20 protein-coding genes are annotated in these 23,344 nt (G+C 65.4%); 2 read left to right on the top strand and 18 right to left on the bottom strand.

The genetic code is table 11. The features are described from left to right. Positions 1 to 31 precede the first annotated feature (31 nt). Positions 32 to 1,639 (top strand): DHA2 family efflux MFS transporter permease subunit, encoded by a 1,608-nt coding sequence (locus AC24R4_RS23625; protein ID WP_400395411.1) that lies wholly within the window; start codon positions 32 to 34, stop codon positions 1,637 to 1,639. A gap of 126 nt (positions 1,640 to 1,765) precedes the next feature. Here the strand turns inward: AC24R4_RS23625 and truB are convergent, their stop codons facing one another. The 8 genes from truB to AC24R4_RS23585 all read right to left on the bottom strand — a co-directional run bounded on the left by truB (position 1,766) and on the right by AC24R4_RS23585 (position 12,849). Continuing rightward, a complete protein-coding gene (truB, locus tag AC24R4_RS23620; RefSeq protein WP_400393933.1) occupies positions 1,766 to 2,704 on the bottom strand; it encodes a tRNA pseudouridine(55) synthase TruB in 939 nt (312 codons plus the stop codon). Between the two features lie 70 nt (positions 2,705 to 2,774). Further along, positions 2,775 to 3,146 (bottom strand): 30S ribosome-binding factor RbfA, encoded by a 372-nt coding sequence (gene rbfA, locus AC24R4_RS23615; RefSeq protein WP_092289589.1) that lies wholly within the window; start codon positions 3,144 to 3,146, stop codon positions 2,775 to 2,777. Positions 3,147 to 3,214: 68 nt separating this feature from the next. Next, positions 3,215 to 6,151, bottom strand: a complete 2,937-nt coding sequence (infB, locus tag AC24R4_RS23610) for a translation initiation factor IF-2 (RefSeq protein WP_400393931.1) — start codon at positions 6,149 to 6,151, stop codon at positions 3,215 to 3,217. A gap of 84 nt (positions 6,152 to 6,235) precedes the next feature. Next, positions 6,236 to 7,711, bottom strand: a complete 1,476-nt coding sequence (gene nusA / locus AC24R4_RS23605; protein ID WP_153945219.1) for a transcription termination factor NusA — start codon at positions 7,709 to 7,711, stop codon at positions 6,236 to 6,238. After that, complete coding sequence (rimP, locus tag AC24R4_RS23600) at positions 7,708 to 8,196, bottom strand: ribosome maturation factor RimP (protein WP_029051042.1); 489 nt, start codon at positions 8,194 to 8,196, stop codon at positions 7,708 to 7,710. The genes nusA and rimP overlap by 4 nt, the downstream gene beginning before the upstream one ends. Positions 8,197 to 8,527: 331 nt before the next feature. Next, a complete protein-coding gene (gene rluB / locus AC24R4_RS23595; RefSeq protein ID WP_400393929.1) occupies positions 8,528 to 10,459 on the bottom strand; it encodes a 23S rRNA pseudouridine(2605) synthase RluB in 1,932 nt (643 codons plus the stop codon). Between the two features lie 28 nt (positions 10,460 to 10,487). Then, on the bottom strand, positions 10,488 to 11,528 hold the full coding sequence (scpB, locus tag AC24R4_RS23590) for an SMC-Scp complex subunit ScpB (RefSeq protein ID WP_487523693.1): 1,041 nt from the start codon (positions 11,526 to 11,528) through the stop codon (positions 10,488 to 10,490). 553 nt (positions 11,529 to 12,081) lie between these two features. Continuing rightward, complete coding sequence (locus tag AC24R4_RS23585; protein ID WP_487523692.1) at positions 12,082 to 12,849, bottom strand: sulfite exporter TauE/SafE family protein; 768 nt, start codon at positions 12,847 to 12,849, stop codon at positions 12,082 to 12,084. An 85-nt stretch (positions 12,850 to 12,934) separates the two neighbouring features. On the opposite strand from AC24R4_RS23585, the gene fnr reads away from it, so the two are divergent. Beyond that, positions 12,935 to 13,660 carry a fumarate/nitrate reduction transcriptional regulator Fnr gene (gene fnr, locus AC24R4_RS23580; protein ID WP_153945224.1) on the top strand — a complete coding sequence of 242 codons (726 nt, stop codon included), beginning with the start codon at positions 12,935 to 12,937 and terminating at the stop codon, positions 13,658 to 13,660. Positions 13,661 to 13,743: 83 nt separating this feature from the next. Here the strand turns inward: fnr and AC24R4_RS23575 are convergent, their stop codons facing one another. The 10 genes from AC24R4_RS23575 to zapE form a co-directional block, all read right to left on the bottom strand. Continuing rightward, on the bottom strand, positions 13,744 to 13,989 hold the full coding sequence (locus AC24R4_RS23575) for a hypothetical protein (protein WP_487523691.1): 246 nt from the start codon (positions 13,987 to 13,989) through the stop codon (positions 13,744 to 13,746). Beyond that, positions 13,986 to 14,195 carry a FixH family protein gene (locus AC24R4_RS23570; RefSeq protein WP_153945225.1) on the bottom strand — a complete coding sequence of 70 codons (210 nt, stop codon included), beginning with the start codon at positions 14,193 to 14,195 and terminating at the stop codon, positions 13,986 to 13,988. Before AC24R4_RS23570 ends, AC24R4_RS23575 begins: the two co-directional genes overlap by 4 nt. 47 nt (positions 14,196 to 14,242) lie before the next feature. After that, positions 14,243 to 15,733, bottom strand: a complete 1,491-nt coding sequence (gene ccoG / locus AC24R4_RS23565; protein ID WP_487523690.1) for a cytochrome c oxidase accessory protein CcoG — start codon at positions 15,731 to 15,733, stop codon at positions 14,243 to 14,245. Between the two features lie 61 nt (positions 15,734 to 15,794). Further along, complete coding sequence (ccoP, locus tag AC24R4_RS23560) at positions 15,795 to 16,721, bottom strand: cytochrome-c oxidase, cbb3-type subunit III (RefSeq protein WP_153945227.1); 927 nt, start codon at positions 16,719 to 16,721, stop codon at positions 15,795 to 15,797. Positions 16,722 to 16,726: 5 nt separating this feature from the next. Beyond that, a complete protein-coding gene (locus tag AC24R4_RS23555) occupies positions 16,727 to 16,885 on the bottom strand; it encodes a cbb3-type cytochrome oxidase subunit 3 (RefSeq protein WP_153945228.1) in 159 nt (52 codons plus the stop codon). Between the two features lie 4 nt (positions 16,886 to 16,889). Continuing rightward, positions 16,890 to 17,585 carry a cytochrome-c oxidase, cbb3-type subunit II gene (ccoO, locus tag AC24R4_RS23550; protein ID WP_487523689.1) on the bottom strand — a complete coding sequence of 232 codons (696 nt, stop codon included), beginning with the start codon at positions 17,583 to 17,585 and terminating at the stop codon, positions 16,890 to 16,892. A gap of 21 nt (positions 17,586 to 17,606) precedes the next feature. Further along, the gene (ccoN, locus tag AC24R4_RS23545; RefSeq protein ID WP_153945230.1) at positions 17,607 to 19,055 is read right to left on the bottom strand and encodes a cytochrome-c oxidase, cbb3-type subunit I; all 1,449 of its coding nucleotides are present in this window, start codon (positions 19,053 to 19,055) and stop codon (positions 17,607 to 17,609) included. A gap of 168 nt (positions 19,056 to 19,223) precedes the next feature. Continuing rightward, positions 19,224 to 19,391, bottom strand: coding sequence for a cbb3-type cytochrome oxidase assembly protein CcoS (gene ccoS, locus AC24R4_RS23540; RefSeq protein ID WP_153945231.1), 168 nt, complete (start codon positions 19,389 to 19,391; stop codon positions 19,224 to 19,226). Continuing rightward, the gene (locus AC24R4_RS23535; protein ID WP_487523688.1) at positions 19,391 to 22,012 is read right to left on the bottom strand and encodes a heavy metal translocating P-type ATPase; all 2,622 of its coding nucleotides are present in this window, start codon (positions 22,010 to 22,012) and stop codon (positions 19,391 to 19,393) included. Before AC24R4_RS23535 ends, ccoS begins: the two co-directional genes overlap by 1 nt. A 158-nt stretch (positions 22,013 to 22,170) precedes the next feature. After that, the gene (zapE, locus tag AC24R4_RS23530) at positions 22,171 to 23,268 is read right to left on the bottom strand and encodes a cell division protein ZapE (RefSeq protein ID WP_153945233.1); all 1,098 of its coding nucleotides are present in this window, start codon (positions 23,266 to 23,268) and stop codon (positions 22,171 to 22,173) included. Positions 23,269 to 23,344: the final 76 nt, after the last annotated feature.

Below are 23,344 nucleotides of genomic sequence, written 5' to 3'. Positions count from 1 at the left end.
CGATCCGACCTGTTTGACTGGCTGACTGCCCATGGCAAATTCCACCACCGCGACGCCGGACAGCGGCGCGGCACCGGCCCCGAAGCCGGCGCCCGCCCGCCCCGCCGCGCATCCGCCGCTGACCGGCGGCAAGCTGATTCTGGGCACCATCGCGCTGTCGCTGGCCACGTTCATGAACGTGCTCGATTCGTCGATCGCCAACGTGTCGATCCCGGCCATTTCGGGCGACCTTGGCGTGTCGCCGAACCAGGGCACCTGGGTCATCACGTCGTTCGCGGTCGCCAACGCGATCTCGGTGCCACTCACCGGCTGGCTGACCACGCGTTTTGGCGCGGTGCGGCTGTTCGTGCTGTCGATCCTGCTGTTCGTGGTGTCGTCGTGGCTGTGCGGCGTGGCGCCGAACCTCGAAACGCTGCTGGCCGCCCGCGTGCTGCAGGGCGCCGTGGCCGGCCCGATGATTCCGCTGTCGCAGGCCCTGCTGCTGGCCAGCTATCCACCCGCCAAGAGTTCGATGGCCCTGGCGCTATGGGGCATGACCACGCTGGTGGCGCCCATCATGGGGCCGCTGCTGGGCGGATGGATCTCGGACAACATGACCTGGCCGTGGATCTTCTACATCAATGTGCCGATCGGCATCGTCACCGCCTGGGTCACGTGGTCGATCTACCGCGAGCGCGAAACGCCCACCAAGGTGCTGCCGATCGACCGCATCGGCCTGGCGCTGCTGGTGATCTGGGTCGGCTCGATGCAGCTGATGCTGGACAAGGGCAAGGAACTCGACTGGTTCCATTCGGGCGTGATCGTGGCGCTCGGCGTCACCGCCGTGGTCGGCTTCCTGTTCTTCCTGGCCTGGGAGCTCTACGAAAAGCATCCGATCGTCGACATCCACCTGTTCAAGGGCCGCAACTTCGCGGCCGGCGTGGTGGCGATCTCGGTGGCTTACGGCCTGTTCTTCGGCAATCTCGTGATCCTGCCGCTGTGGCTGCAGACCATCGTCGGCTACACCGCCACCGATGCCGGCCTGGTGACCGCGCCGGTGGGTATTTTCGCCATCATCCTGTCGCCGATCATCGGCCGGGTGCTGCCGAAGATCGACGCACGCTGGGTGGCCACCACGGCGTTCATCACGTTCGGTGCGGTGAGCTTCATGCGCGCCGGCTTCACCACGGGCGTGGACACGCGCGCGCTGGTGATTCCCACGCTGATCCAGGGCGCGGCCATGGCGATGTTCTTCATCCCGCTGACGTCGATCATCCTGTCGGGCCAGCCGCCCGAGAAGATCCCGGCAGCCTCGGGCCTGTCGAACTTCGTGCGGATCACGTTCGGTGCCATCGGGGCGTCGATCTCGACCACGGTCTGGGAAAACCGCTCGGCGCTGCATCATGCGCAGCTGGTCGAACAGATCAACCCGTACAACCCGACGTACCAGGCCCAGCTTGATCACCTGATGGCAATGGGCATGTCGAAGATGCAGGCCATCGGGCTGATGGAGCGGAACCTCTCGCTGCAGGCGTCGATGCTGGGCGCCAACGACATCTTCTGGATCTCGGGCGTGCTGTTCTTCGCGCTGATCGGCTTTGTCTGGCTGACCAAGCGTGCCAAGGGTGGCGGCGGCGCGGACGCGGCCGGGGCGCACTGACCGGCCGGCTTGCGGCGTGTGACACGCGCCACGCGGCATGAAAAAAGGGCATCGATGCTGGTCGATGCCCTTCTTCTTTGGGATGCTTGCCTTCGGCGCCGGTAAAACTCAGAGTTTTACGAGCCCTCAGAGTTTTACGAGCCGCTCCGGCCGCAGCGCGCCATCCTTCATCCGCGCCACGCCCAGCAGCTTGCCTTCGGCATAGACGCGCGCCAGCGTGCCCGCTCCGGGCGCCTGGCCTTCGGGCAGGTCACGTTGAGCGATACGTTGGCCCTGCAGGAAACGCCCGGCCGACACCGCATCCAGATGGACCGGCGGGCAACGCTGCAGCAGCGCGTCTACCGGCGCCAGCAGCGTCGGCCGCACATCGTCCGCCTGTGCGTCGATCTGTTCCAGCGTCACTGCGCCGTCCAGCGTCAGGTCGCCCACGCCCGTGCGCCGCAGCCCGGTCAGATGCGCGCCGCAACCGAGCGCCTCGCCGATATCTTCGGCCAGCGTGCGAATGTACGTCCCCTTGCTGCAGGTCACGCGCATCGTAAAACGGCAATTTTCCAGATCGACTTCGAGCAGTGTGATCGCGCGGATGGTCACCTGGCGTGCCGCGCGCTCCACGGTCTGCCCCGCCCTCGCATATTCGTAGAGCGGTTTGCCGTCCCGCTTCAGCGCCGAGTACATCGGCGGCACCTGTTCGATCTCGCCCGTGAAGCGCACGATTGCCGCATCGAGCGCGGCACGGTCGCACGTGACCGGACGTTCGCTGACGAACTCGCCCTCCGCATCGCCGGTGGTCGTGGTCGCCCCCAGGCGCACGGCGGCTTCGTAGGTCTTGTCGGCATCGAGCAGATCCTGCGAAAACTTGGTGGCCTCGCCAAAGCACAGCGGCAAGAGGCCCGTGGCCAGCGGATCGAGCGTACCAGTATGGCCGGCCTTGTTCGCGCGCAGCAGGCGCTTGGCGCGCACCAGCGCATCGTTGGACGACAGGCCCAGCGGCTTGTCGAGCAGCAGCACGCCATGCACGTCACGGCGCGGCAGCCGGGGCGGACGGTTGGCTTGGGAATCGGTCATTGCGGGGGAAGAGGTTTGCGGCGCCGGCCCGGAGGCCGGCTCGCGAGAAAACGGCAGAAACGACGACGCCTTATTCGTCGTCCTTGGCGCGCGTCGAATTGGCTTCGTTGATCAGCTTCGACATCTCGATGGCATGCTCCACCGACGTATCGTGATGGAAATGCAGCGTCGGGACGGTATGGATATGCAGGCGCTTGAACAGCAGCGAATGCAGGTAGCCAGCCTTTTCCCGCAGGATGCCGGCCGCCACCTCGGGCTCGGCGCCGAGCACCGTGAAGTAGACCTTGGCGTGCGCGTAGTCGGGCGTCAGCGCCACCGACTGCAGCGTGACCAGCCCCAGGCGCGGATCGCGGAGCTCGCGCTGGATCATCTCGGCCAGTTCCTTCTGGATCTGGTCGGACAGGCGCAAATTACGGGAGGAGATATTGCCTTTCTTGGCCATGCAAAACTTTTTGCTGTACCGATGATGTGAAAACGGCAGGCCGGAGCCTGCCGTCTTTGCGTATCGCCTTACAGCGTACGCGCCACCTCGGTGATTTCGTACACCTCGAGCTGGTCGCCTTCCTGAACGTCGTTGAAGTTCTTGATCGACAGACCGCACTCGAAGCCCTGCTTGACTTCCTTGACGTCGTCCTTGAACCGCTTGAGCGAGTCCAGTTCGCCGTCGTGGATCACCACGTTGTTGCGCAGCACACGGACCAGCGACGTACGCTTGACCAGGCCGTCGGTGACCATACAGCCGGCCACGGCGCCAACCTTCGGCACGCGGAAGACCTGGCGGACTTCCACCTGACCGATCGTGGTCTCGCGCTTTTCCGGCGCCAGCATGCCCGACATGGCCGCCTTGATCTCGTCCACAGCATCGTAAATGATGTTGTAGTAGCGGATGTCGATGCCATTGTGCTCGGCCAGCTTGCGCGCACCGGCGTCGGCACGCACGTTGAAGCCGATGATCACCGCCTTCGAAGCCGTGGCCAGGTTGACGTCCGATTCCGAGATGCCACCCACGCCACCGTGCACGATCTGCACGCGCACTTCGGCGGTCGACAGCTTCTGCAGCGACTGCACCAGTGCTTCCTGCGAACCCTGCACGTCGGCCTTCACGATCAGCGGCAGCGTCTGGACTTCGCCCTCGGCCATCTGCTCGAGCATCGTTTCCAGCTTGGCCGCCTGCTGCTTGGCCAGCTTCACGTCGCGGAACTTGCCTTGACGGAACAGGGCGATTTCACGCGCCTTGCGCTCGTCCGGCAGCACCAGCACTTCCTCACCGGCAGCAGGCACTTCCGACAGACCCTGGATTTCCACCGGGATCGACGGGCCAGCTTCCTTGGCCGGCTTGCCGTTTTCGTCCAGCATGGCTCGCACGCGGCCATAGGCACTGCCGGCCAGCACGACATCGCCGCGCTTGAGCGTACCGCTGCTCACCAGGATCGTCGCGATCGGGCCCTTGCCCTTGTCGAGCTGGGCTTCCACCACCAGACCCTTGGCCGGGGCGTCCACCGGGGCGCGCAGTTCCAGCACTTCGGCCTGCAGCAGCACGTTCTCGAGCAGATCCTCGATGCCCTGGCCAGTCTTGGCCGACACCGGCACGAACGGCGAATCGCCGCCGTACTCTTCCGGCACCACCTGTTCCGCCACCAGTTCCTGCTTGACGCGGTCCGGGTTGGCTTCGGGCTTGTCGACCTTGGTGATCGCCACCACGATCGGCACGCCGGCAGCCTTGGCGTGCGCAATCGCTTCCTTGGTCTGCGGCATCACGCCGTCGTCGGCCGCCACCACCAGGATGACGATGTCGGTCGCCTTGGCGCCACGGGCACGCATGGCCGTGAAGGCCTCGTGACCCGGGGTGTCCAGGAACGTGATCACGCCACGGTCGGTTTCGACGTGGTACGCGCCAATGTGCTGCGTAATGCCACCGGCTTCGCCCGCGGCAACCTTGGTGCGGCGGATGTAATCCAGCAGCGAGGTCTTGCCGTGGTCGACGTGACCCATCACGGTCACCACCGGCGGACGCGGCAGCAGCTCGGCATCGGTCTGCTCTTCGCCTTCGGTCACCAGCAGCAGCGCTTCCGGATCGTCCAGCTTGGCGGCATATGCCTTGTGGCCCATTTCTTCCACCACGATCATGGCGGTTTCCTGGTCCAGCACCTGGTTGATCGTCACCATCTGGCCGAGCTTCATCATCTGCTTGATGACCTCGGATGCCTTGACGGCCATCTTGTGGGCCAGATCGGCCACCGAGACGGTCTCGGGTACGTGCACTTCGCGCACCACCGGCTCGGTCGGCGCCTGGAAGTTGCTGCGGCCGTCGTCACCGTGCTGCTTGCCGCCACGGCCACGCGGGCCGCTGCGCCAGCCGCCGGTACCGCCCGACGAATCGCCACGGGTCTTCAGGCCACCGCCCTTGCCCTTGCCACGGCTGTCGTCCTGCCAGCTGCCGCCGCCCTTGCCCTTGCCGCCCTTCTTGTCAGCGGTGGCAGTGGTCGTCGTGGCGGCCGGCGCGGCGGCGGTCTTCTTCTCGTCCTTCTTGACTTCGGTGCCCGCCGGCTTCACCGGCTTGTGCAGCGTGCCGGTCTGCTCGGCCTTCTTTTCCTCGGCCTTGCGCTCCGACGGCGCCTTCAGCACGCGGGGCGGCGCATTCAGCATCTGCTGGATGGCGCGGGCCTCGGCTTCGGCGGCTTCGCGGCGACGGCGCGCGGCGGCGTCCTGTTCGGCACGTGCCTTGTCGGCCGCAGCCTTGGCGCTGTCCTGCTCGGCGCGGGCCTTGTCGGCGGCAGCCTTGGCGTCGTCGGCGTTCTTCTGCGCCTGGGCGCGTTCGGTGGCCAGACGTGCCTTGTCTTCTTCAGCCTTCTTGCGCGCGGTTTCCTCGGCGGCGTCGGAGGCTGCCTGGGCGGCAGCGGCTTCCTCGGCGGCCTTCTGGGCCAGCAGTTCAGCCTGGCGGCGCTGTTCGGCCTCCAGGGCTTCCTGCCTGGCGCGGCGCTCGGCTTCCTCGCGCTCGGCGGCCTCGCGGGCTGCCTGGGCTTCGGCTTCCTGGCGTGCCAGGGCCTCGGCCTGCTCGCGGCGCTGTTCCTCGTCGCGACGGGCCAGCTCGGCAGCCGCCTCGGCTGCGTGGGCGTCGGCACCGTCGTCGTGCGATTCGACGTCGTCGCGCTTGATCAGCACGCGCTTCTTGCGCACTTCGACCTGCACGGTGCGGGTCTTGCCGGTGGAGTCGGATTGACGGATTTCGGACGTTTCGCGCTTGGTCAACGTGATTTTCTTGCGTGCGCTGTCATCGGCCTGACCGTGCGACCGCTTCAGGTAATCCAGCAGCCGGGTCTTGTCCGATTCGGTAATGATGTCTTCAGGCGTCGCCTTGCCCACCCCAGCTGCCTGCAATTGTTCCAGCAGTGCAGCAGGGCTGCGGCTCAGTTCTGCGGCCAGTTGGGCAACTGTTGTGCTTGCCATTCAAACCCTTTCAATGCTCGGTTTCTACGTCGGGACAATTCGTGTGCGGAAAGCGCGTCCGGGCGTTGAACCCGGACGTGTCCCTCAGTTAAACCAATGTTCCCGTGCTTTCATGATCAGCGCCTTGGCTTCATCCTCGCCAACGCCGGCCATCTCGACCAGCTCGTCCACGGCCAGTTCGGCCAGGTCGTCACGCGTATGGATGTTGCCTTCGGCCAGTTTGCCGATCAGCTCGGGGGTCAGGCCGTCGAGCGAACGCAGATCCTGCGACACCTCTTCCACCTTTTCTTCCCGGGCCAGTTCCATCGTCAGCAGCGCATCGCGGGCGCGGTTGCGCAGCTCGTTGACGGTGTCCTCGTCGAAGGCCTCGATTTCCATCATTTCGCTGATGGGCACGTAGGCCACTTCTTCCAGCGTGGAGAAGCCTTCCTCGATCAGGATGTCCGCCACTTCCTCGTCCACGTCCAGCTTGGCCATGAACAGCTTGCGCACCACTTCGCTTTCCTCGGCCTGCTTCTGCGCCGATTCTTCCTGCGTCATGATGTTGATCTGCCAGCCGGTCAGCTCCGACGCCAGGCGTACGTTCTGACCGCTGCGGCCGATGGAGACGGCGAGGTTTTCCTCGTCGACCACCACATCCATGCTGTGCTTCTCTTCGTCGACCACGATCGACTGCACCTGTGCCGGCGCCAGCGCACCGATCACGAACTGCGCCGGGTCTTCAGACCACAGTACGATGTCCACGGCCTCGCCGCCAATCTCGTTGCGCACCGCCGTGACGCGCGTGCCACGCACGCCCACGCAGGTGCCGATCGGGTCGATACGCTTGTCATGCGCCACCACGGCGATCTTGGCGCGCACGCCCGGGTCGCGGGCCGCCGCCTTGATTTCCAGCAGGCCCTGTTCCATTTCCGGCACTTCGTTCTCGAAGAGCTTGATCAGGAACTCGGGCGCGGTGCGCGACAGTTCGATCTGCGGGCCACGCGCGGCGCGGTCCACGTTCAGGATGTACGCGCGCACACGGTCGCCGGTGCGCAGGTTTTCCTTCGGAATGATCTGGTCGCGGGCCAGCAACGCTTCGACGCGGCCGGATTCGACGATCAGACCCTTCTTGTCGGCGCGCTTGACCGTGCCGGTCATGATCTTTTCGCCGCGATCCAGGTAGTCGTTCAGGATCTGTTCGCGCTCGGCGTCGCGGATACGCTGCAGGATCACCTGCTTGGCGGCCTGGGCGCCGATACGGCCAAACTCCACGGACTCGATCTGCTCTTCGATGAAATCGTCCAGCTGGATGTCGGCGTTCTGGTCGCGGGCTTCGAACAGCAGGATCTGCTTGTCCGGTTCCTGCAGACCCTGTTCGTCGGGGACGACAAGCCAGCGGCGGAACGTTTCGTGCTCACCGGATTCACGGTCGATATGCACGCGGATATCCACGTCTTCCTCGAAACGCTTCTTGGTGGCCGAGGCCAGCGCGGCCTCCAGTGCACCAAAGACCACATCCTTGTCAACGTTCTTCTCGCGCGCTAGCGCATCGACGAGCAACAGAACTTCGCGGCTCATTGCTTGTTCCCTTTTCTTTGATTTCCCTTGAAGTCGATCACAGGCACCAGACGGGCCTTGTCGACATCGGATATGGCGAATTCCAGCAGTGCAGCGCCGTCCTTGCCCTCGAATTCCAGGCCGATCTTCTCGGCCCCGGCCTCACCCGCGGGTTCGCGCAGGATGCCGACGAAGTTCTTCTGGCCGTTGACCGGCAGGCGCAGCGTGACCCTGGCTTCCTCACCGGCGAAGCGGACAAAATCGGCCAGCTTCTTGAGCGGACGGTCCAGGCCCGGCGACGACACTTCGAGGCGCTCGTAGTCGACGTTCTCGACCATCAGCACGTGCGTGAGCTGGCGGCTGACTTTCTCGCAATCCTCAATGACGATGCCGGTTTCAGGCTGATCGATATAGACACGCAGAAGTCCGGCCGGGGCACGCTCAAGCTCAACCAACTCGTAGCCCATGCCGTTAAGGGTGGTTTCGATCAAATCTGCCAGATGCACTGTATTCCCGAATAGTGGCTTTCAATACCTTGGCAGACACCGGACAACACAACGTTCTGAAATCGAGGTTCCGAAACGGCCTGTAAGCCCTGCCTGCCCATCATCCCCACGAAACCGGGCGCGTCATGTGACGCAATCCAGCCGCAAGCACAAACGGGCGAACCAAAAAAAAATGGGCGCAATGCCCATCATTCGCCCATCCTCGCCGAGGATGATACTTTTGAATAGACTTGGATTATACGCGGATTATGACTAAAAGGCAAAAGCCTGCTGGGATCCGCGCCGGAACGCGGCCGAACGCCGGACTTTTCCGGCATCGGCCCCTTCCGTATCAGCGTTGACCGCCCCGGCCACCGCCGCGCGGCCGGCGATTGCCGCCGCCACCGCCACCACCGCCGCCGCCCTTGGCGGCCTTCGGCATCACATTGCCGTTGACGTCACCGCCGCCACGGCGCTGGCGATTGCCGCCTGCGTTCGCGGCATTTCCGGCGTTGCCGCCCATGCCGCCCATGCCGCCCATGCCGCCGCGTCCGCCACGCCCGCCGCCAGCACCCTTGCCGCCCGCCGCGCCGCGCATGCCGCCCGTGCCGCCCGCGCCGCGCAGTGCGCCGGCGCCACCCAGGCCGCCACTGAACTTCGTCGTGTGCGACGTCAGCGGCGCCGGGCCGGAGGGGATGTAGCCCATCGAGGTCTGCATCGGATCAGGCTGGCCCCGGCCGGCGTTGCCGCCGCCGCGGTTGCCGCCGGCCTTTTCAAAGCGCGGCAGGCCGTCCATGCCCGTGTGCATCGGCATGCCCGCAATGGCGGCTTCGGTACGCGCCTTGCGGCCACCCACCTTCGTCACGCCACCCTTGCCACCGCCCTGCTCGGCCTTGGCCGGCGCCTTCAGGCCGATGTTGGCCATCAGGTTGCGCACGTCCGCGGCTTCCAGCTCCTGCCAGCGGCCGCGCTTGAGACCACGCGGCAGCAGGAACTGGCCGTAGCGGGTGCGGATCAGGCGCGACACGGTCAGGCCGACGGCTTCGAACATCCGGCGGACTTCGCGGTTCCGGCCTTCGGTCAGCGCCACGTGATACCACTGGTTCACACCCTCGCCACCGCCGTCGGCGATGCGCAGGAAGTTGGCCTCGCCGTCGTCGAGCTGAATACCATGCAACAGCGCCTGGCGATCGGCTTCCGCCAGTTCGCCCAGCGTCCGTACCGCGTATTCGCGCTCCACGCCGTAGCGCGGATGCATGAAGCGGTTGGCGATATCGCCGGACGTGGTAAAGATCAGCAGGCCTTCGGTGTTGAAGTCCAGGCGTCCAACCGCCACCCACTTGCCGTTCTTGATGCGCGGCAGGCTGTCGAACACGGTCGGACGGCCTTCCGGGTCCGACTGGCTGACGATCTCGCCGGACGGCTTGTGATACAGCAGCACGCGCGGCGGCTTGGTCGTTACCTTGCGATGAATCAGCTTGCCGTTCACGCGGACCTGGTCGGCCGGCAGGATGCGCTGGCCGATATGCGCGGGCAGACCGTTGACGGACACCCGGCCCTGCAGGATCAGCTCTTCCATTTCGCGGCGCGAGCCCAGGCCGCCTTCGGCCAGCACCTTGTGCAGCTTCGGCGCATCGTCATCCGACGTCAGTTCGCGCACGGGCTTGGCCTTGGTGCGCGGCACGACGGTATCTTCCTCGTCGAACTGCTCGGAGATCACGAAGCGGAACACGTCCTCGGCACCGGCGGCAGCCTTGGCGCCACCGGTCTTGCCGGCCGGCTTCGCCGACTTGTCGCCCTGACGCTGTTCGCCACGGGCGCCCTGCTTGCCGGCACCCGCCTGATTCTTGCGCTGGCCATTGCGATTGCGCTTGCCAGCCTGCTCGGCCGCCGGCTTGTTGTCGCCGTCGACCAGTGCGGCCTTGCGCTGCGGCTGCTGGCGGCGCTTGCGCTGACCAGGCTGGGCCTGCGCTTCCCCGCCGTCGGCCTGCCGCGCCTCTGGCGCACCGGCATCGGCGGCAGGCGCCGGCTTGCGGCGACCACGGCCACGCGGCGCGGCCGGCTGGGCGGTGTCGCCTGCCTCGGCCGGCGCCGGCGCGTCGCCATCGGCGCGACCCGCGTCCCGATCCTGCGCGGCCTGGCGGCGCGACGCCACCAGATTGCGCAAACCGCGGCGGAGCCCCTTGCGGCGCGGCGCGCCGTCGGCGTCATTTCCCGTATCGGGGGCGCCGGTGTCACCCGGCACGTCCGGCTGGCGGACGTCTTGCTCAGCGGAATCAGACAAAGTATTCACTATCGATGTTGCATGTTGTTCAGTTGGACACACGCTCGTCGTCGTCCTCGGTCGAGAACGGCATATCGCCATTCCGGTCCGCAGGGTCGGCGGGCGCCGCTTCGGGCGCCCCGGTGTCCATGTGGAAGCCGTTGGCATGAGCCACCGGCGCGTCTTCCTGCCCGTCGTCTTCAGGCATCCGGGCGGCGCTGATATCGTCTTCGGAGGCATCGCCGTCGGCGACTTCCTCGCTGGGGGCGGCAGGCCCCGCTTCATGTTGCGCCGATCCGGCATCGGCGCGCTCTTCCCGCCAGGCGCCTTCGCCGGCCTCGGCCGAGCCGGCCAAGTCAGCGGGTGCAGCGGCTTCAGATCCTTCTGCCGCTTCTACCGCTTCTACGGCTTCTACGGCTTTTACCTCTTGTCCCGCCTCGACAGGCCCGGCGGCCGCGACGGTCAAGGCGGCTGCCGATTCGGCAAACGCTTCCTCGTCGCCGGCAGGCGGGTTAGCCGTGGCGATTTCTTCAAAATCGATGGCCTGCTGCTCCAGCAGCGCCGCTTGCGCCTGCGCCTGGGCATCCTCCAGCGGGGGCAGTTCGTCCAGCGAACGCAGGCCAAGGTCATCCAGGAACGCCTTGGTCGTCGCGTACAGGGCGGGACGCCCGGGCACGTCGCGATGGCCGATGACTTCGATCCAGCTGCGATCCTCGAGCTTCTTGATCACGTCCGTGCTGACCGTCACGCCCCGGATTTCCTCGATATCGCCACGGGTGACAGGCTGGCGATACGCGATGATCGCCAGCGTCTCCATGACCGCACGCGAGTACTTGGGGGGCTTTTCCGGATTCAGCCGGTCGAGAAATTCCCGCATCTCGGGGCGGCTCTGGAAGCGCCAGCCGCTGGCCAGCGCCACGAGTTCGACCCCGCGCGGCCGCCAGTCCTGCCGCAGTTCCTCGAGCAGCACCCGGATCGTGTCGGCACCGACGTCGTCGGCAAACAACCGTCGCAGATCGCCAACGCGCAGCGGCTCCTGCGCACAGATCAGCGCGGTCTCGAGGACGATCTTCGCCTCTTGGGTATTCATGTGATTGCGTGCAGCCTGTCTTTGCACCTGCCCCCGGACGAATCCCGGAGCACTGGAGATTGCAGATACAGCGAGGCCGAAGCCGCCGCCATTTCATCGCGCAGCCAGCTCGCCTGCCAAATGCAGCGCAGCCGTGCGCACCTCGTTCTTTTGCATCGAATTGCCGGGTCGATCCGGCAGGAGATCGTCCGGCGATGGCCAGTTTCACCAGTCAACGGACCTCTTGCGTCGCGCCTTCTCCCTTCGGGGCGGACATTCGCCAGGGCCACCAGATGGCCAAGACGGCAAGAAACAAAACGGTATCGGCTCAGGCAACCCTGCCCTGACCGGCGCCATCTTCCCAACCGCAGCCGGTCTTTTAACCAGATCTTTTGAACCGGATGGACTGTTGAGACGTTCTCGGCGCACCGGAGCGGCCGAAAACCCTGGGCACGCTCCCCAGATCAGGAATGCGGCCCCAGCGGCGCCCCGAGCAATGGTGCGGCGCGATACCGTGGTTCCGTCGATTGTATGGCATTCCCGGCCCCGCCCGCAACCCGCCCTTGTGGCCGATTCAGAACACCACGCAAAAGCCGTGTTGGGCCAGCGTGTCCGGGAGCCAGATCGACCGGGCCACGCCGAGCACGCCGAAGCCGATCACCACCAGCCCCGACGCGACCCGCACCGCAGGTTTGCGCGAGAGTTGCCGCAGGTACCCCGACAGCCCCGAGATCACCAGCAGGTTGGGCAGCGTGCCCAGTCCGAACGCGCCCATCACGAGCGCGCCCGACACCGCGTTGCCTGCCAGCAGTGCCAGCGCCAATGCGCCATAGATCATTCCGCATGGCACCAGCCCCCAGGCCAGACCCATACCGTATCGGCGCAACAGCGGCCTTGCGCGACGCTCGCCGCGTAGCCGCACCGGCAGTCGGGCGGTCATGGCCCGCGCACGCTGCACCACGTGCACGGCGGCCAGCGAGGCCAGCCGCTCGATCCAGTCGGAACGCATCACGCGTCCACGCAACAGCCACACACCGGTGAGCACCAGCATCATGCTGCCCGCTGCATAAAGCCATCGCTGCATTGGCAGATACTCCTGCCGCCACGCCGTCGCACCGACAGCACCCATCACCGCACCCAGCAGCATGTATGTCGTGATGCGGCCCGCATGCATGATGCACAGCGCAGTCCACCACTGGCGAGCGGTACGGTGTATGACAATTGCCACATCGCGGTGCTGTTTCTGCTCCGCGGCAATAGCAATTCCTCCACACATGGCCGCGCAATGCATGCCACCGAGCAATGCCATCAGAAAAACGCTTAAAAGCACACCAAAAGGCAACTGTTCCTCGCTTCTGCGTCACATGACGCTGTAAAATGCCTGCATCGCGCCCTCGCTGCAAGCGCATTCATAACGAGCACTTCAATTGTTGACTTCCATTCCCGTCACCGAGATGTCGCCCCGTTGCTCAACGTGTGCCATGGGCCAGCTTTGCCTGCCCGTGGGCATGTCGCAACAAGACCTGGCGAAGATGGACACGCTCGTGCAGGAACGCGTGCGTGTTCACAAGGGCGAAACGCTTTACCGCATGGGCGAACCGCTCAATGCGGTCTACGCCATTCGCTTCGGCACACTGAAGACGCACGTCACGATGGAAGACGGGCGCACACAGATCACGGGCTTCCACCTGCCCGGTGAAGTCATCGGCCTCGATGGCCTCAGCGAGATGCAGCACGCGTCCGACGCCACCGCGCTGGAAGACGCCGAAGTCTGCGTCGTACGCTACGACGACCTGCAATCGCTGTCGAGCATCCTGCCCTCCCTGCAAGGCCAGTTCCTGCGTCTGATGAGCAAGGAAATCTCGCAGGACCAGGTCATGCTGATCACGCTCGGATCGATGCGCGCCGAAGAGCGTTTGGCGGCATTTCTCGTCAACATGTCCGAGCGTCTGTCGGCACGCGGTTATTCGTCCACCGAGTTCGTGCTGCGCATGAGCCGCGAGGAAATCGGCAGCTACCTGGGCCTGAAACTCGAGACCGTCAGCCGCCTGTTCTCGCGCTTTGCCGAAGCAGGCCTGATCCAGATTCGTCAGCGACATGTGAAGCTCGTCGATATGGCAGGCATCAAGCAGGTGTACAGCCGGTCCTGCTGAATGCCTGGGCCACACATCACGACAAAGGCCGCGCCGGAGCCATCCAGCGCGGCCTTTCTGTTTGCAGCGCCTGTTCTGCATTGCTATTCGAGTTCATCGGTGTCGCTGAGCTTCACCGGCATCGTGTACAGCGTGAGGCCGCTGGACAACGCGCAGAACAACCACGCGACCAGGAAGCCAACGGTGTAGATCGCCTGCCGGGAAGCTTCCACCGGTTGTCCGAAGAAGCTGAGGTCGCCGGGATCCACCACCGAGAACACCACCGCCGTGGCCGCACCGCCCATCAGAAACGCCGGCCATAGCACCCACATCAGCCAGCGCAGTCTCATGGGCGCCTCGCAGCGGGTTCAGCGCGGTCGGCACCGGCCTTCTCGACCACTAGGCCGTGGCGCGTGGCATCGGTCACCGGCACATCGGCATGGGTGTTTGCCAGCCAGATCGTGATACCGCAGGCGACCATCGCCAGCAGCGGACCACTCATCAGAATCCAGGGCCATGGCTCCCTGTACCAGGGCTTTGCGGGGTGTTGGGTCATTGCGCTCTCCTATTGGCATTCGTCCCGGCTCACCATCCGTGACAGCATCACAGATCGCGAGGCACGATGAAACTCGTGCTTTGCCGGATATCCACTTTCCGATCGGTTTCGGTCTCGGCGGTGACCGTCACCTCGATCTTGTGCGTACCCTGCTTCGCATCGTCGATCGGCACACGAATCCGGATCGGCAGCAGCCGGTTCGACGTGGGCGACAGCGATTCCGCGCCATGGTCGTACTCCACGACCATGCCCTGCAACGCGTCGCTCTGCGCCTGCACGTGAAACTTCATCGGCGCCTCGGTGGCATTGATCAGCTGCAGCCGGTACACGTTCTCGATCCAGCGCCCTTCCACTTCGCGCCCGAGCGCGCCACGATCGCGAATGATGTCGACCTTGAGCGGCGCCCGCATGGCCAGCGATGTGACGAAGCCCGCCGTCAAGGCGAGCCAGATCGCCGTGTAGACGATCGTGCGCGGACGCATCAGCCGCTTGCGGGCATCCGATGCCGACAGCTTCTTGCGCATCGCGTTTTCCGATGTGTACCGGATCAACCCGCGCGGATACTCCATCTTGTCCATGACCTGGTCGCAGGCGTCGATGCACGCGCCGCAGCCGATGCACTCGTACTGCAGGCCGTCGCGGATGTCGATCCCGGTCGGACACACCTGTACGCAGATGCTGCAGTTCACGCAGTCGCCCAGGCCAGCCGCGTGGTGGTCCGCCTTGCGCGACCGGCTGCCGCGCGGTTCGCCACGGCCCACGTCATAGGTGACGACGTAGGTGTCGCGGTCCACCATCACGCTCTGGAAGCGCGCGTACGGACACATGTACTTGCACACCTGCTCGCGCATGAAGCCGGCGTTGCCCCACGTGGCAAACGCATAGAACAGCATCCAGAACGCCTGCCACGGGCCCAGGGTCCAGTGCAGGACCTCGCCGCCCAGTTCGCGGATCGGTGCGAAATAGCCGATGAACGTAAAGCCCGTCCACAGCGCGATCAGGATCCACAGCGCGTGCTTGGTCGCCTTGAGGCGAATCTTGCGCAGGCTCCACGGATCGCCGTCCAGCCGGATGCGGGCGATGCGGTCGCCCTCCACCCGGCGCTCGATCCACATGAAGATCTCGGTATAGACCGTCTGTGGGCACGCGTACCCGCAGAACAACCGTCCGGCGATGGCCGTAAACAGGAACAGTGCCAGCGCCGAGATGACCAGCAGCACCGCCAGGTAGATCACGTCCTGCGGCCACAGCACCAGGCCGAAGATGTAGAACTTGCGGGCGCCGAGATCGAACAGGACGGCCTGCCGGTCGTTCCATTGCAGCCACGGCGTGCCGTAGTAGACCAGTTGCGTGAGGATGACCAGCCAGACCCGCCAGCTCGAAAAAGCGCCCGTGACCGAGCGCGGGTAGATCTTGCGCCGGACTTCGTACAGGGCCTCTTCGGTGGCGTCGGCCGCCGGCTTTGGCGGCGGTGCGGGCCGCCAGGCGGCCTCGCTTGATTCGCGTGTAGTGGGGGGAGATTCCAGGGGCGCGCTCATTGTTCAGCCCTCATGCCCCCGGTCCGGACGGCGTGGCCGCCGGACCCCGGGGGACGGTTTGTCATTGCCCTGTGGATGCGGCGTTCGCGTTGCTGTTCGACAGGCCCCAGACGTATGCCGTCAGCATGCGAATCCGTTCAGGCGTCAGGATTTCCTCATGGGCCGGCATATGGCCGTTGTGCCCCTTCAGGATGGCCTCGACGATCACGCCCTCCGAACTGCCATACAGCCACACGTTGTCGGACAGGTTGGGCGCGCCAAGCGCCTGGTTGCCCTTGCCGCTCGCGCCATGGCAGGCCGCGCAGGTGGACTTGAACGTGCTTTCGCCGCGCGACGCCCGGATCGGGTCATAGGTCAGCCCCGACAGCGACCGCACATACTGCGCCGTATCGCCGGCCAGCTTGGCATCGATCGTGCCGGCAAACGGCGGCATCACGCCGTTGCGGCCCTTCGCGATCGTCTGCTGGATCGTGTCGGGATCACCGCCATACAGCCAGTCGTTGTCGGTCAGGTTCGGGAAGCCGCGGCTGCCGCGCGCGTCCGAGCCATGGCACTGGGCGCAGTAGTTCAGAAACAGGCGCTGGCCGATTTCGCGCGCATCGGGGTCCGCCGCCACCTGCTTGACGTCCATCTTCAGGTACTTGGCATAGATCTCGTGCTGCATCTTTTCGGCCGCTTCCCGATGCGCGGCAAGTTCGCCCTGCGTCGAGAACTTCAGCACGCCGGCGTAGGTGCCCAGGCCCGGATAGAGCACCAGGTATGCCACGCTGAACACGCAGGCCAGCAGGAACATCCACATCCACCAGCGCGGCAGCGGATGGTTCAGTTCGCGCAGGTCGCCGTCCCAGACGTGACCGGTGTCGTCGGTGGTACTGATGCCCTTCGGCATCTTCCGTTGCGAAAACAGCAGCCATACGCACCAGACGATACCAATGAGCGCGATGGCCGTGATGTAGTAGCCCCAGAAATCGGAAATGAAATCGCTCATGGTTACTAGTTCCGGCTTGGATTGTTATGTTCGTCCGGCAAGGCAAACGGCAGCATCGCCGATTCCTCGTTGGCAGCCTTGCGGCCCGCCGACCACGCCCACCAGCAGATGGCCAGGAACGTCAGCATCGACAGGACAGTGGCAATGGAAGTCACGATCACCATGGCGTTACTCCTTGGCGGGTGCGGCCGTCTCGGCCGCGGGGGCTGCCGCGGCGGGCGCGGGGGCCGTATCCAGACGGACATTGCGACGGTTCAGGCCCAGACCCTGCAGGTACGCGACCATGGCGTCCTCTTCGGTCTTGCCCACCAGTTCTTCCGGTGCGCCAGCGATGTCGGCATCGGTATAGGGCACGCCCAGACGCTGCAGCGCGCGCATGCGGGCCTGGACCGAATCGGTCGGCAGCGGCGTCTTTTCGAGCCACGGATACGACGGCATCACCGATTCGGGCACCACGTCGCGCGGACTGCGCAGGTGGATGCGCTGCCAGTCGTCGGAATACCGGCCACCCACGCGGGCCAGGTCGGGGCCCGTCCGCTTCGAACCCCACAGGAACGGGTGGTCATACACCGACTCCCCCGCCGTGGAGAAATGGCCATAACGCTCGGTTTCGGCCTGCAGCGTGCGCACCTGCTGCGAATGGCACCCCACGCAGCCTTCGCGGATATAGATGTCACGCCCCATCAGCCGCAACGGCGAATACGGCGTGATGCCCGGATCGGGCTGGGTGGTGGAGTGCTGGAAAAACAGCGGCACGATCTGCACCAGACCGGCAATGCTGACCACGATGATTGTCGCGATGATCAGCCAGCCGACGTTCTTTTCCAGCGTCTCGTGCCTGAAAAATCCTTGATTCTGAGACATTGTTTGCGTCCTCGGCTCTGGTCAGTGGGCGGAAGCCGGCAGGCTGGCCGGAATCGGCGCGTCCACGGCCGGCTTGCCGGCGATGGTGCGGAACACGTTGTAGGCCATGATGAACATGCCACCCAGGAAACACAGGCCACCGGCCAGTCGGATCAGGTAGAACGGATACTTGGCCTTGACCGCTTCCACGAACGCGTAGGTCAGCGTGCCGTCCGGCTGCGTGGCGCGCCACATCAGGCCTTCCATCACACCGGCGATCCACATCGAGGCGATATAGAGCACCACGCCGATCGTGGCCACCCAGAAGTGCAGTTCGATCAGGCGCGTGCTGTACATCTGCTTTTCGCCGAACAGGCGCGGAATCAGGTAGTAGAGCGAGCCAATCGAGATCATCGCGACCCAGCCCAGCGCGCCCGAATGGACGTGGCCGATCGTCCAGTCCGTGTAGTGCGACAGCGCGTTCACGGTCTTGATCGACATCATCGAGCCCTCGAACGTGGCCATGCCGTAGAACGACAGCGCCACCACCAGGAACTTGAGGATCGGGTCGGTACGCAGCTTGTGCCAGGCACCGGACATGGTCATGATGCCGTTGATCATGCCGCCCCACGACGGCGCGAGCAGGATCAGCGAGAACACCATGCCCAGCGACTGTGCCCAGTCGGGCAGCGCGGTGTATTGCAGATGGTGCGGGCCGGCCCACATGTAGGTGAAATTGAGCGCCCAGAAGTGGACGATCGACAGGCGATACGAATAGATCGGCCGCTCGGCCTGCTTCGGGATGAAGTAGTACATCATCCCCAGGAAGCTGGTGGTCAGGAAGAAGCCCACCGCGTTATGGCCGTACCACCACTGGATCATGGCGTCCTGCACGCCCGCATAGGCGGAATACGACTTCCACATCGACGCCGGCATCTCGATGTTGTTGACGATATGCAGGATGGCGATGGTCAGGATGTAGGCGCCGAAGAACCAGTTGGCCACGTAGATGTGCCGGGTCTTGCGCTTGACAATCGTGCCGAAAAAGACGATGGCGTAGGCCACCCAGACCAGCGTGATCAGGATGTCGATCGGCCATTCGAGCTCGGCATACTCCTTCGAGCTCGTGATGCCCATCGGCAGCGTGATCGCGGCGGCCACGATGACGATCTGCCAGCCCCAGAACGTGAATGCCGCGAGCGGCCCGCAGAACAGGCGCGCCTGGCAGGTGCGCTGCACCACGTAATACGACGTGGCAAACAGTGCGCTGCCGCCAAATGCGAAGATCACCGCATTGGTATGCAATGGTCGCAGTCGGCCGAACGACAGCCACGGCGTATTGAAATTCAGATCCGGCCAGATCAGTTGCGCCGCAAGCAGAACGCCTACGGCCATGCCGACGATGCCCCAGACAACGGTCATGACGGCAAACTGCCGCACTACACCGTAGTTGAAGGTGTCGACGCGTGGAGACGCGGTGGTGACAGCCATTCAGACCCCCAAGCTAAGTAAGAATAAACCTATTGACTGTGTGACTTTAGAAAAACAGCGCGCTCGTCGCGTTGACTTCAATCAATCCTTACGCACCACGCACGAACTGTTTTCGCCGGGTAATGTCTGTGCACCGGTCTTGCACCAGGACGCATCGGCCGATTCGCCCTACCGGGCGTGTTCGGGCCCCTGCGGCTTGTCGTTATCGAGCAGGATCGCTTCGGCGGGCCGGTCCAGGTCGTCGTACTGACCCGCATGCAGCGCCCACCACAAGACCCCGGCGATCAATGCCACCAGCACCAGGCTCATCGGCACCAGCAGATATAGCGTTTCCATCAGGATTTCCCTTCCCGCGCGTCCGGCGCTTCGGGCGCTTCGGGCGCCGCTGCCTTGACGCGCAGCAGCCGCCATGCATTGGCCACCACCAGCAGCGATGACACCGACATGCCGATCCCCGCCATCCAGGCCGTGACGTGGCCCGTCGCGGCCAGCGGGATGGCCACCACGTTGTAGGCAAAGGCCCAGCCCAGGTTTTGCCGCACCACGCGGCGGGCGCGGCGCGCGGCCGCCACGGCGGTGGCGATTTCCGCCACCCCGCCGTGCGTCAGCACCGCATCGGCCCCTGCCTGCGCCAGCGGTGCGCCGCTGCCGATGGCGATCGATACCTGCGCCTGCGCCAGCACCGGGGCATCGTTGATGCCGTCGCCCACCGCCAGCACCACCGCGCCGCGCTGCTGCAGTGCGGCCACGTACTCGCGCTTGCCTTCGGGCGTCACGGCGCCCAGGGCGGTATCCATGCCGAAACGGCCGGCCCACCAGCGCACGGCCGCCGTGCCATCGCCCGACACCAGGTGGCAGCGCACGCCCAGCGAATCCAGCGCGCGCAGCAATGCACGGGTCTGGCCGCGTTCGACATCGGCCAGCAGGAAGCAGGCGAGCAAGCCGGTGGCGTCCCCCAGCCACACCTGCGTGGCGCCGGGATGGCTCTCGTGCCCGCATTCAGCGGCCTCTGCGCTCGATGAGAGGGCGGCCACGTACTCGCGGCGCCCCAGGCGAAGCCGGCAGCCGTCGACCGACGCTTCGAGCCCCTGCCCCGGCACATTGCGCAGTTCGCTCACGACGGGTTGGCCGGCACCCGCGTCGTCGCAGGATTCGGCGAACGCCCGTGCGATCGGATGCTCGCCGCCGCGTTCCATGGCGGCCGCGACGCGTCGGCAAGCCTGCGCATCGAGCGCCCCAAACGTCTGCGTGGACACCAGCGCAAAGCGCCCTTCGGTCAGCGTGCCGGTCTTGTCGAGCACCACGTCGGTCACCCGGGCCAATGCTTCCAGCGCGTGCGCGCGTGTCAGCAGCATCCCGCGCCGCGACAGCGCCGCCCCCGCAGCCGCCAGCGCGGCCGGCGTGGCCAGCGACAGCGCACAAGGACAGCTGACGACCAGCACCGCCACCGTCACCAGCAACGCGCGCGACGGATCGATCCACAGCGCCCAGACCGCCCCGGTCACCACGACCATGATCAGCAGCGTGCCGACGAACCAGCCGGCCACGCGATCGGCCACTTGCGCCAGCCTGGGCTTGTCCGCCAGCGCACGGTCCAGCACGGCGACGATCTCCGCCAGGCGCGTTTGCGCGCCAATCCGCTCGATACGTATCTCCAGCGGGCTGGCGGCATTGAAGCAGCCCGCCAGCACCGCGTCGCCCATCGCGCGCTTCACCGGGCGCGCCTCGCCCGTCAGCATCGATTCATCAAGCTCGCTCGCGCCGGCCAGCACCACCCCGTCGGCGGGCACGATCTCGCCGGCCTTGACGCGGATGCGGTCGCCCGGCTGCAATCTGGCGACCGGGACGCGCTCGCCCGCCCCGCCGGCCTGGGCCAGCCGCTCGCAGGTGGCCGGCAACTGCCGCGCCAGCATTTCCGCGCCGCTGCGCGATGCCTGGCGCACGCGCAGTTCCAGATAGCGCGCCAGCAACAGGAACGCGACGAACATCGTCACGGAATCGAAATAGACTTCGCCCACGCCGCGCGCGGTGGCTACGGCGCTGGCCAGGAACCCAGCCGCCACGCCAATCGCGACCGGCACGTCCATGCCCATGTGGCGGTGGCGCAGCGACCGCCAGGCGCCGGCAAAGATCGGCCACGCGGAATAGAGAACGACAGGAACGGTCAGCGCGAAGCTGGCCCAGCGCATCAGCTGCAGCTGGCCGGGATCGATCGTGGCCTCATGCGTGTAGAGCGGCCAGGCGTACATCATCACCTGCATCATGCCGAGCATGGCCACCGCCATCCGCATCAGCAGGCTGCGGCGTTCGCGGCGGTCCTGCCGGTCGGAGCGCGATACCTCGAACGGCCACGCCGCATAGCCGATATCGGCCAGGCTGGACAGCAGGTTGGCCACGCCCTGCGAGGCGTCGCGCCAGCGCACGATCACGCGGCGCGTCGCCACGTTGGCCACCACCGATTCCACCCCGTCGAGCTGCCCCAGATGCTGTTCGATCAGCCAGGCGCAGGCAGCGCAGCGGATGTTTTCCGGCGCCAACGTCACCTCGGAGCGGCCCTCTCCGGCCGGTCGCACGAACTGGCCGCGCAGTTCCGGGCTGTCGTAGGCCGCCCAGACCGGCTCCGCCTCGCGCCGCGCTTCGGCGTCGATCGGCCGCGCAAAGCGCGTGACATCGCCATAGAGATGACCGAAACCGGCCGCGTGCAGCGTCTGCGCCAGGGTCTGGCAGCCGCCACAGCAAAAACTGCGCGATTGACCATCAATCCGGGCGACAAATGGCGCGGCGGCCTGCAACGGCTGGCCGCAATGGAAACAATCGGTGGAGTCTGAGGCTAATGACGCAGAAGACGCCAATGCCCGCCCGGGAGAACGGGCGTCCGGATGGTCGGCAAGGGTACTGGCCGGAACGGCGGCAGATACCAGACCTGGCGCGAGGGGGGCGGGAGTTGGAGACGACATGGCGCGCTTTTATTACCCAGTGGATACTAGGTACCTTGCGCGCGCCCTACCTTGATACAAATCAAACTTGGGGAAACGACCTCAGAATCGCCCCCCAGGGTGTCCGGCAAACAACGGCGGCTTGCCGGATGCCTTGACGTGCCTCGACTTCAGGCCGGTCAGGTCAGCGAAGTGTCCATCACCCGGCGTTCCGACTCCAGGTATTCCCGCGACTGCATCTCGATGATCCGCGACACGGTCCGGTGGAACTCGTTGGCCATCTGCCCTTCCGTGTACAGCTCGTCGGCCGGCACTTCGGCCGAAATCAGCAGCTTGACCTTGTGGTCGTAGAACACGTCGATCAGCCAGGTGAAGCGGCGCGCCTCCGACGACATCCGCGGCGTCATCTTCGGCACGTCCGAGAGAATCACGGTGTGGAATTGCGAGGCAATTTCCAGATAGTCGTTCTGCGAACGCGGTCCGCCGCACAGCGTGGCGAAATCGAACCAGACCACGCCGTTGGCCTTGCGCAGCGCCTTGATCTCGCGATGCTCGATATGGAGAATCGGCGATTCATCGGCAGTCCCCGCGATCGACACGAACGCGTCGCGCAGTGCGGCGCTTGCCTCGCGGCCCAGCGGCGTGTGGTATGCCTGCACCTGTTCCAGCGCCCGCTTCCGGTAATCGATGCCGGCGTCGACATTCAGCACGTCGAGCTTCGTCTGCAGCAGGTGGATGGCCGGCAGCACGCGGTCGCGATGCAGGCCGTCCGGGTACAGCAGGTCCGGGCGATAGTTCGAAGTCATCACGAACTGCACGCCGTTGTCGAACAGCTGCTGCAGCAGGCGGTGCAGGATCATGGCATCCGCCACGTCGCTGACGTGAAACTCGTCGAAGCAGATCAGCCGGAATCGGCGCGCGATGCGCCTGGCCAGTTCGTCGAGCGGATCGGCGCGGCCCCGCAGCTCCTCGAGCTCGCGATGCACCTCGCGCATGAATTCGTGGAAATGCAGCCGGGTCTTGCGCACCACGGGCACGCAGGAATAGAAGCTGTCCATCAGGAACGACTTGCCGCGCCCCACCCCACCCCACAGGTACACGCCCTTGGGCACATCCGGGTGTACCAGCAGCTTCTTCAGCGCGTTGTTGCGGCGGCTCTTGTACGCCACCCACTCGTCGTAGCACTGCTGCAGCCGGGCCACGGCGCGCAATTGCGCCTCGTCGGACTGGTAGCCGCGCTGCTTGAGTTCGTGTTCGTAAAACTCGGTGACGTTCATGTCGGGGCTCGGAAATGCCGGGGTGCTTCAAGCGAAAACGGCGCGCCGCAGGAATCGCGGCGCGCCGGTGCTCACC

The sequence above is a fragment of the Cupriavidus sp. CER-90 genome (assembly GCF_057652055.1).
This window is presented reverse-complemented; position numbering and strand designations above follow the sequence as displayed.

Bases quoted from the DNA above. Each gene is read 5' to 3' on its own strand.
- ccoS (WP_153945231.1), bottom strand. From the start codon at position 19,391: ATGGAAACGCTATATCTGCTGGTGCCGATGAGCCTGGTGCTGGTGGCA.
- nusA (WP_153945219.1), bottom strand. From the start codon at position 7,711: ATGAGCCGCGAAGTTCTGTTGCTCGTCGATGCGCTAGCGCGCGAGAAG.
- AC24R4_RS23570 (WP_153945225.1), bottom strand. From the start codon at position 14,195: ATGACCCAACACCCCGCAAAGCCCTGGTACAGGGAGCCATGGCCCTGG.
- infB (WP_400393931.1), bottom strand. From the start codon at position 6,151: ATGGCAAGCACAACAGTTGCCCAACTGGCCGCAGAACTGAGCCGCAGC.
- truB (WP_400393933.1), bottom strand. From the start codon at position 2,704: ATGACCGATTCCCAAGCCAACCGTCCGCCCCGGCTGCCGCGCCGTGAC.
- rbfA (WP_092289589.1), bottom strand. From the start codon at position 3,146: ATGGCCAAGAAAGGCAATATCTCCTCCCGTAATTTGCGCCTGTCCGAC.
- ccoG (WP_487523690.1), bottom strand. From the start codon at position 15,733: ATGAGCGCGCCCCTGGAATCTCCCCCCACTACACGCGAATCAAGCGAG.
- AC24R4_RS23575 (WP_487523691.1), bottom strand. From the start codon at position 13,989: ATGAGACTGCGCTGGCTGATGTGGGTGCTATGGCCGGCGTTTCTGATG.
- ccoP (WP_153945227.1), bottom strand. From the start codon at position 16,721: ATGAGCGATTTCATTTCCGATTTCTGGGGCTACTACATCACGGCCATC.
- AC24R4_RS23535 (WP_487523688.1), bottom strand. From the start codon at position 22,012: ATGTCGTCTCCAACTCCCGCCCCCCTCGCGCCAGGTCTGGTATCTGCC.
- AC24R4_RS23625 (WP_400395411.1), top strand. From the start codon at position 32: ATGGCAAATTCCACCACCGCGACGCCGGACAGCGGCGCGGCACCGGCC.
- zapE (WP_153945233.1), bottom strand. From the start codon at position 23,268: ATGAACGTCACCGAGTTTTACGAACACGAACTCAAGCAGCGCGGCTAC.
- ccoN (WP_153945230.1), bottom strand. From the start codon at position 19,055: ATGGCTGTCACCACCGCGTCTCCACGCGTCGACACCTTCAACTACGGT.
- scpB (WP_487523693.1), bottom strand. From the start codon at position 11,528: ATGAATACCCAAGAGGCGAAGATCGTCCTCGAGACCGCGCTGATCTGT.
- ccoO (WP_487523689.1), bottom strand. From the start codon at position 17,585: ATGTCTCAGAATCAAGGATTTTTCAGGCACGAGACGCTGGAAAAGAAC.
- AC24R4_RS23555 (WP_153945228.1), bottom strand. From the start codon at position 16,885: ATGGTGATCGTGACTTCCATTGCCACTGTCCTGTCGATGCTGACGTTC.